The organism is Paenibacillus terrae (assembly GCF_005217525.1).
GTDB lineage: Bacteria > Bacillota > Bacilli > Paenibacillales > Paenibacillaceae > Paenibacillus > Paenibacillus terrae_C.
Genome location: NZ_PNXQ01000012.1, coordinates 275,987 through 284,389 on the forward strand (window position 1 = coordinate 275,987; position 8,403 = coordinate 284,389).

Annotated in this window: 7 protein-coding genes; all 7 read left to right on the forward strand. The window is 45.4% G+C overall.

The features are described from left to right. Nucleotides 1–233 precede the first annotated feature (233 nt). Genes cmr1 through C1I60_RS11350 form a run of 7 tightly spaced genes read left to right on the forward strand, consistent with a single transcriptional unit; the run spans nt 234 to nt 8,021 of the window. Entirely contained in the window at nt 234–1,757 is a 1,524-nt protein-coding gene (gene cmr1, locus C1I60_RS11320; RefSeq protein WP_137061805.1) for a type III-B CRISPR module RAMP protein Cmr1, read from the forward strand. Further along, a complete protein-coding gene (cas10, locus tag C1I60_RS11325) occupies nt 1,655–3,577 on the forward strand; it encodes a type III-B CRISPR-associated protein Cas10/Cmr2 (RefSeq protein WP_137061806.1) in 1,923 nt (640 codons plus the stop codon). The genes cmr1 and cas10 overlap by 103 nt, the downstream gene beginning before the upstream one ends. Then, nucleotides 3,546–4,835 (forward strand): type III-B CRISPR module-associated protein Cmr3, encoded by a 1,290-nt coding sequence (gene cmr3, locus C1I60_RS11330; protein WP_137061807.1) that lies wholly within the window; start codon nt 3,546–3,548, stop codon nt 4,833–4,835. The genes cas10 and cmr3 overlap by 32 nt, the downstream gene beginning before the upstream one ends. After that, nucleotides 4,825–5,796, forward strand: a complete 972-nt coding sequence (gene cmr4, locus C1I60_RS11335; RefSeq protein WP_137061808.1) for a type III-B CRISPR module RAMP protein Cmr4 — start codon at nt 4,825–4,827, stop codon at nt 5,794–5,796. Before cmr3 ends, cmr4 begins: the two co-directional genes overlap by 11 nt. Next, a complete protein-coding gene (cmr5, locus tag C1I60_RS11340) occupies nt 5,793–6,164 on the forward strand; it encodes a type III-B CRISPR module-associated protein Cmr5 (protein ID WP_137061809.1) in 372 nt (123 codons plus the stop codon). The genes cmr4 and cmr5 overlap by 4 nt, the downstream gene beginning before the upstream one ends. 19 nt (nt 6,165–6,183) lie before the next feature. Beyond that, nucleotides 6,184–7,017, forward strand: a complete 834-nt coding sequence (gene cmr6, locus C1I60_RS11345; RefSeq protein ID WP_170970783.1) for a type III-B CRISPR module RAMP protein Cmr6 — start codon at nt 6,184–6,186, stop codon at nt 7,015–7,017. A 5-nt stretch (nt 7,018–7,022) separates the two neighbouring features. After that, the gene (locus C1I60_RS11350) at nt 7,023–8,021 is read left to right on the forward strand and encodes a DUF6602 domain-containing protein (protein WP_137061811.1); all 999 of its coding nucleotides are present in this window, start codon (nt 7,023–7,025) and stop codon (nt 8,019–8,021) included. Nucleotides 8,022–8,403: the final 382 nt, after the last annotated feature.

The following is an 8,403-nucleotide window of genomic DNA, read 5'->3' on the forward strand; positions in this document are numbered from 1 at the left end:
AACCCCAAACTGGGATTTCGGTGTTTTTTTGTATTTTAGGTTAGAGAAATTATCCATAGTGATAGAGAACGCATGTGAGAAGAATGTAGAATCATGGAAAAGAATCCTGTAAAAAATTCCATCATAGAGTATAATGTTCTATAAAAGAGATACTTTTAGCCTATTGATAGTCTTCTTATATTGATAACCGGTTCATTAAAACTATGTAATAAGTCATGATGTGAGGTGAGTGTATGAACTACAAAAATCGCATTTTACCCCCTGAACTGAACGATGTAAAAGAAAAATTAAAAAGCGGCAGAAAACAAACAAAAGAAAATAAGCACTACGAAATCAAGATTGTCACCCCTATGTTTGGAGGGAGCAGCGAACCGGGGAAAGTGGATGAAGCATTTCCCGTTCGGAGTTCTTCGATTCGGGGACATTTGCGCTTTTGGTGGCGTGCCACACGGGGAGCAGCATTTGAGGATGTGAATGAGTTACGCAGGCATGAGGTTGCCATTTTTGGTGATACTCATTCGCCCAGCAGAGTGAAAATTTGGGTGGAAAGTAGCCATAAACCGGAAATTACGGAGGCAAGGGAAATAAATAAGAATAAACAGGTTCGACCTGGGCAAGGACCTGCTTATCGCTTTAAAAACTTTCTCCCGCCCTATGCCGTTTTTCCATACACTAGCAACAACAAAATAAGAACATTGAGGAAGTTTACCTTTACTCTGCATGTTCAATATAGCGACTACATTCCCACAGCTAAAGATAAAGTTCAAGACAATCTGTTTCCAGATATAGAAGCATTAAAAAAAGAAGTTGAAGCGGCTTTGTGGGCATGGATTAATTTTGGTGGTATCGGGAATCGAACACGCCGAGGCTGTGGAAGCCTGTTTTGTGAGGATTTTTCACCAAAGCTAGGAGAGAATTATGTTAGCAATAAAGATTGGTATGCAAAAAAGCAAATAGATTATGGATTAAAGCTCTATTCTTATAAAGAAAGAGAAAAATGGAAACAAGAGTGGCCTACGTTGCCTAAAGAAATTCACATCCAAACTTATGATAGAGATTTGTCTCTCGCCTGGAAAACGGTCATTGAGATTTACAAAAATTTCAGAGCATTCAAAGCTGGACATAAACGAAGTATGTGGCCAGAAGCAGATTCATTGAGACGCATAACCGGAATGGCAGAAGGTCTACATAAAGATCCACTGCCCATAGATAAAGGCGAATGTATCGCTTTTTCTCGCGCTGAAATGGGATTGCCTATTATTTTTGAATTTAAGCAAGATTTTAAATTAAAGGCCATGACTTCTGACAAACGGGAGCCTTATAAGACTCAGCTAATACCGAAGGGGAGAAATCGGCTTGCCTCGCCATTGATTACAAAGGCATTGGCAATCAGTGAGAGCAAGGGAGTCGGTGTCATTGTCAGATTAAATCACCCCGAGCTGGAAAAGCTTGAACTGCAAATGGTTCCAGAGAAAGACCGGAAACCTTCAAAACACGAACTGGAAGTAAAGGATCGTATTAAGCAATATAACATTACCCAAAAGGACATTTATAAAGAGCTTACGTATTCTAATAGTCCTATGAATATGGGGGATAAAAAGAAGCCTTTCACTTCAGCAATAGAGGCTTTTTTAGAGGGGGAGGAAGTCAAGAAATGGGAGATTCATCAAGAACAGAAACCGTACCAGGGCAGACAGAACGGACAGAACAAGTCCCGCAACAGTCACAACAATTACAACAACCGACGCAATACTTAATGCTCTTCTCTATCGGTCCCGTGCAGGAATTTATTGCACAGGCTCGCAAAACCCGCGACCTATGGTTCGGGTCCTATGTGTTGTCCGAGATTAGCAAGAAAGCCGCAAGGGAGTTGTCAGAGGCACATAAGGCACAAATGATTTTTCCTTATCTGAGTCAGAATATGACCGAGGCTGAGTTGGATGATCTCAAGGTTGCCAATAAGGTACAGGCTATTGTGACTACGGATAACCCGCGACAGGTGGCACTGGATGTGAAGCGTGCAGTGACATTCAAATGGCTGGATTATGCCAATGAAGCGAAAAAAAGACTGGGCGACAGTATTATTGGACCGATGTGGGAACGACAAGTGAAGGATCTGGTTGAATTTTTTGCTGTATGGTCTGTGTTGGAGGACAAATACGAGGATGTGCTTAAGCAGACGGAGCAGCTTATGGCTGCCCGAAAAACCCTGCGTGATTATCGACCTAATGAACCTGCCAACCTCTTTGGTGATGCCAAGTCCAGCCTGGATGGGGGACGAGAGTCTGTGCTGAAATCGGGAAAATACGCTTCTTATGCCGGGTTTGGTATCAAACTGAATGAAAAGCTCGATGCAATTTCTCTCGTGAAGCGTTTGTCACGTTTTATCGGGAACGAGAGAGAATTCAAATCGGTATGTGATGTAGCTTTTCGTCAATTTGAGGATGAGGTCAGGAAACCGGAAAATCTAAAGATGAAAGACAAAGTGGATTTTTTTTACCGGGATATAAGAGAACACTTAAAAGAACATGTGGACATATCCAAAATGGCAGATGGTAAAGCGGACACTTACGACTCGCGTTTGTTTTACCCCAACAGGGTGGAAGAGGCGATCACGGAGTTGATGACGGAGCAACAGGCATCTACTCAGTTATTCAAGGAATGGCCAGACAAGATGGCACGGATAATTACCAGGAAATTGGATTTTTTATATGATGAAATAAAAAAAAGCCCGACCTCCTATTATGCTTTGATTGTAGGGGATGGGGATCATATGGGTAATTGCTTGCGTGGCATGAGGACTGTGGAAGAGCATCAGAAATTCACGGAGCAGCTTTCCAGGTTTGCGTCACAAGTCGATAACATTGTCACTCAACATTATGCGGGCCAGATGATTTACAGCGGTGGTGATGATGTCATGGCGTTACTCCCACTTCATCATTGTTTGGATGCTGCCGGAGAAATACAACAGGAATTCATCCGTATTATGAAGCAAGCGGTTCCCGATGGGACAAGGCTGCCTACGTTTTCGGTGGGGATTGCCATTGTACATATGATGGAGCCATTGGAAGAGTCGCTGCAACTGGCACGGGCAACCGAGGCTTTGGCGAAGGTACGCCGTGATTCATTGGCTATTTATTTTCAAAAGAGAAGCGGTAGTGAGGAAATGAAGGTGAGCCTCCCCTTTGGCGATCAGCCGGTGGAGACGATCAACGAGATGAAGTCACTATATAAGTCAGGCTATATTTCGTCCGGATTTGCCTACGCCTTGAGACAGCTTCATACGGAGTATGGGGATTTACAAGCTCATAAGACTGTGCCACAAGAAGGCTTGGGTGAATTGCTGCTACAGGAAGTACGGCGGCTGATCATAAAGAAGAAACCCGCACATATATCCAAGGACAATATGATAAAAAAAGTATTATCCTTATTTACCGGATTAGAGGAGACAGGGGGGGAATCCCACTCTGATCCGCTGGCGCTACTGCATCGGCTGGCAGAACAATGCGTGATTGCAATAACTTTGGAGAAGGTGGGTGGAACCGATGGAACGCAGCATACAGATTCAGCCTCTTGATCCGCTGATGATTCGGGATGGAAGGCCGTTCGGCGCTACGCCCGGCGCCCGGGCACATAGCTTGAATACCGTAACGCCAGGGGTGATAGCCGGAACCTTGCGTACTTTGATGCGCCAACAATGCTCACAATATTCGACTTTGGCAAAGGTGGATGTGCGTGGCCCGATATATATGTTGGAAGACAGGCTTTTTTACCCCATGCCGCATGATCTGGACCTATATGAACCAGAGTCGGATCATGGGGCAGATCGGGACAAAAAAGGAAGTATTAGTGTCCATGTGCGAAGACCTTGCCAGCCTCCGAAAGAACAAGAACAGGTCAAGCAAGGCTTCCTTGGAACGGGCAACACCGGATTGCATGAGGACAAGCTGTGGCCGATTGGGATGACACAGAACATTAAAAAAAACCTAAAATCCGCTCCCGCCTACGTCTCGGAGGAATGGATGATTCGGTGGCTCTGTGATGAGATTTCACCACAGGAATGGGCGGATACCATAGGGCAATGGCGGAACCAGCAGACGGAGAAGAAGAATAAAACGCCATCCACGGAGCATTTTATCGCACCCTTTGCTCGTGAGGTACGCACGCATACGGCGATCCAGCCGAATACGTATACAGCCAAGGATCAGGCTTTATTTTCTACGGAGTCGCTGGTGCTTCCACCCGACCTGTCGCTTGTCGCCCATGTGAAGATACCGAAGGATTTGAAATGGACAGGCGAGATCAACGGTCTTCATTCCTTGGGAGGGAAACGGAGGCTGGCACATTTTCAGGAGATTGAGGATTCGCAAAAGCAAAGTAATATCTGGACATGTCCGGAAAAGGTATTGCAAGCAGTAGCCGCTCATCCCAAATACGTGCGTATGGTGTTGACCACTCCCGCATACTTCTCCAAGGGATGGCTACCGGGCTGGTTAAATGAGGAATTAGAATCGACCGAAAAGCTCGACCATAAACTGCCTATCAAGCTCAAGCTGCGCTGGGCATGCGTCCCCCGCTGGCAGGCCGTTTCGGGCTGGAGCTACGGTAAGAATAAAGCTAAAGCCGTACGTCGTATGGCTCCGGCAGGTAGTGTGTACTTTTTTGAAGTCGTGAAAGGTGATCCAGTAGAATTGGTTCGCAGCAAATGGCTTGCGTCCATGTCGGATGAAGATCGTCGACATGCATTTTTTGACAAGCAAGATGGTTATGGACTGGCAACGTGGGGGATATGGACTCCACTGGAAACAATGAGGGGGCTGGAAAATGGGAACTGACAGTCGAATGTATATGGTGCATTGTATGACTCCGGTGCATGTGGGTGCAGGACAGGGTGTAGGCATCGTCGATATGCCGATGATGAGAGAAAAAGTAACGGAATGGCCTTATTTTCCAGGCTCCAGTATTAAGGGAGTTCATCGGGATTTTTTTAGAAATGGAAACCACAAGCAGCCAGATAAGTGGCTGGATGTTGCTTTTGGTAAGGGAAGTAGTCGGGGCGAAGATGATGCTGAGGGCGCAGAGCGTGACGCAGATGATGGGAATGCGGGAGCGCTGGTGATGACGGATGCCAGAATTTTGGCTTTTCCAGTCGCCAGTCACTATGGTACTTTCGCATATATCACTTGTCCACTCGTGCTGAAGCGGTTCAAACGGGATGTAGAAGCAGCCGCTATAACCATGCCTGAATTGAATGTATCCACGCTGTCGGAACTGGTGCAGTCAAAGCAAGATCAGGATCAGTCAGTAGTTCATTCCCTGAGCCAGCTAAGGAAGCGGGATCATGCAACGAGTAAGGACCATCTGTATATTGACGAATTTGTCAATGAAGCAGTAGAGGACCCTACCTTCACAGCTTGGGCGGATTGGCTGGCGAAGCAGTTATTTGCCGATGATCATATTTCTCAGTCCATGCTAACCGAGCGGATCGCGCTCGTATCCGATGAAGCTTTTCAGTATTTTGTAACGATGTGCAGCGAGATTGTACCCCGTATCCGCATTGACCAAAATGTAAAAACCGTTGCAGAAGGTGCGTTATGGAATGAGGAATATTTACCGACAGAATCCATCTTGTATGGACTAATCTGGTCCGATCCGTTTCTCGGTCAACAGCATAACATGAACGGGCGCAAGCTATTGGATGAATTGCCACAGAAGACGTATCTGCAAATTGGAGGAAACGCCACCGTAGGTAAGGGGAGAATCCAATGTAGGTATGTCAAAGGGGGAGCGCTATGAAATCGGTAGCCCATACATATGCCGAAAAAGCACTCCATAGTATCCGGCAAATTGAATCCAGTAGTAACGATAAGGAGTATGGTCGGCTGTGCCAGTTATTTCCTTCGATGTTGCTGGTGAACGGACTGCGATTGACGGTTGCTTTTTTTCGAAGTAAAGCAGGCAGTGACCCGTCTTCTAATCATGGGCGTTATCTTAGCGATATGGAGGCAGCATTGGGAATCTCCAGTTGGGAAAAAGAACTTTCTTCTCCCCACATGACGGAGTACCGTGATTTGTCCCAAAGAACGCTCAAGGCAGCCGTCTGGTTTAAACGATATGCAGAGGCCATTCTCCGAGTAGAAGCGTCGGACAGTATGGATGCATGATGAAAGGGGAGGAACGGTGTTGAATGCATTTCTTGCGATTACCAAACAGGCCACAACGGATTTAAACGCACCAAAGATAACACTCTGTCAGGCTATACAGAATCCCTCAGACAAAGGGAAAGACAAAGCGGCACTGTACGAACAGGTTATCCAAGGGCATAAGTCTGCATGGCAATTAAAAGGGCAACAGGAATGGTATCAAGCCCGTTTTGATCAGTATAAACAAGCGCTGGAAGCAAATTTAAGTCTGTCCCGAATAAATGAATTTGTGATGAAAAATGTCTCACCGCTGCTTGTCGGACATGGTGGAGTTTCGGCATTGGAGACTTCGCTCACATTGCACCGTATCTATGGGGTTCCCTATATTCCTGGCACTGCGATCAAAGGGCTGGCAGCACATTATTGTCACCATGTATTAGGAAATGAAAATTCCGATTTCCTCGCAGACCATGCTTATTACACAGCACTGTTCGGCTCTCAGGATCAGGCGGGCTATATTTGTTTTCACGATGCGTGGGTAACTTCCCATTTGATTGGTAGTGCGCTCGTACAGGATGTAATGACACCGCATCATCAAGCTTATAACGCCATTCAGCTACAGAAACTTGGTCCAAAGATGGATGCTGCACCGCGCGATGACGACGATCCTATTCCGCTTCCATTTTTGGCGGTGAAGGTATCTTCTCACTTCCGTTTCATGCTTACCTGTGCTATAGACGGATTGGAAGAGGTGCAAACCAAACAGTGGCTCAACATCGCAGAGGAAATTGTAGTGCACGCATTGGAACATGAAGGAATTGGCGGCAAAACGAATGCTGGCTATGGACTTATGGTCAGGGTAACAGGGGAGTGAACCGGATGCCGAAAAAGAAACGATCTCATAGATCAATCCAGCAGGAGATCAAAGAGGACGCAACCAAAGTGATCCAGCAGATTTCCGAAAACTATATTCATTTGGAAAAAAGCATTACCAGTCAGCTTAACATGGCGGCGGAAAGACATCATGTGACCAGTGGAACCTTTCGTGAAGATATCTGGAAATCTCTGTTCGAGCAGATTATTCCTCGTAAGTTTTCCATTGAACAATCGGTATTTCTTATTGACTCACACGGGCACGTCTCGAAAGAGGTGGATCTGGCCATTTTTGATGAACAGTATACCCCTTATATTTTTAGACACGGTCGTATTAAATATATTCCGATTGAAGCGGTTGCTGTGGTTGTGCAGTGCAAGAGCAAGAATGTGAAGGGAAAAGATATGAAGGTTCTCACGGATTGGTCACGAAGCATTACAAAGCTGAATACTTCTCTCAGGTCGATTACGCGTATGTTTAATGGTATCGCTATGGGAGAATATTCATATGAATCAGATAAAGGTAAGCTACTGTTACCTATGACAAAGGAAGAGAACGGGAATGAGCCTAAACCGGACGTGAGAAAGAAACTGACGCAAACGTCTACGCGGCCGATCCAGATATTGTGTCATACCCTGAGTAAGTGTTCGACTCCGTATATTGAGCCTTTTGATATTAACATCCATCCCGAGGGTGATCGGCTTAAGGTGAGGCTGTCATCTCGTTTGCAGGATCTTGCTTCGTGGAGTGACGCATTAAATCATAAAGAGAACGTCAACTACGATGACATAAAAGCAAAATTCAAGGCGGAAAATCCATCTTCTGAGTTAGGGAAAGCTTTGCTAATGGAGAACTACCGCGTGTATGAGGATCAAGTAAAGCAACAAGAAATTGCTTTACTTTCTCTTACCTTTCAATTGAATCAATTGTTGATGCTCATTAACAATCCTATTTTATTTCCACATATGGCCTATGTAAATATGTTTAACAATAACGGTAAATAGGGGTTAATTAGTGCGAACCCCAAGTGCACATGAAATCCCTGGAACATTCGCACCCCGCGCCAGACAAGGGATTCAGCGATTTTGGGGTGTGATTTTTAACAATTATTGGTGAGTTGAAAAGAGATTCGCGAAAAATCGTTTACAAAGCCTTGCTGGATAAGGATTTGTAACGCGTGCTGTCGCTCCCTATATGGGAGTGTGGATTGAAACAAGTTTAATTTCGATTTCCTTGGTCACTCTTTTCGTCGCTCCCTATATGGGAGTGTGGATTGAAACACATCTCTGACCGCATTGACCTCTATGGAGCCTGTGTCGCTCCTTATATGGGAGTGTGGATTGAAACTTAGGAGATATATCAAAAGCAATAGCAACAATCTCGTCT

What these genes read in the sequence shown, in the direction of transcription:
- cmr5 (WP_137061809.1), top strand. Translation starts at nt 5,793, where the DNA reads ATGAAATCGGTAGCCCATACATATGCCGAAAAAGCACTCCATAGTATC.
- cas10 (WP_137061806.1), top strand. Translation starts at nt 1,655, where the DNA reads ATGGGAGATTCATCAAGAACAGAAACCGTACCAGGGCAGACAGAACGG.
- cmr3 (WP_137061807.1), top strand. Translation starts at nt 3,546, where the DNA reads ATGGAACGCAGCATACAGATTCAGCCTCTTGATCCGCTGATGATTCGG.
- C1I60_RS11350 (WP_137061811.1), top strand. Translation starts at nt 7,023, where the DNA reads ATGCCGAAAAAGAAACGATCTCATAGATCAATCCAGCAGGAGATCAAA.
- cmr4 (WP_137061808.1), top strand. Translation starts at nt 4,825, where the DNA reads ATGGGAACTGACAGTCGAATGTATATGGTGCATTGTATGACTCCGGTG.
- cmr1 (WP_137061805.1), top strand. Translation starts at nt 234, where the DNA reads ATGAACTACAAAAATCGCATTTTACCCCCTGAACTGAACGATGTAAAA.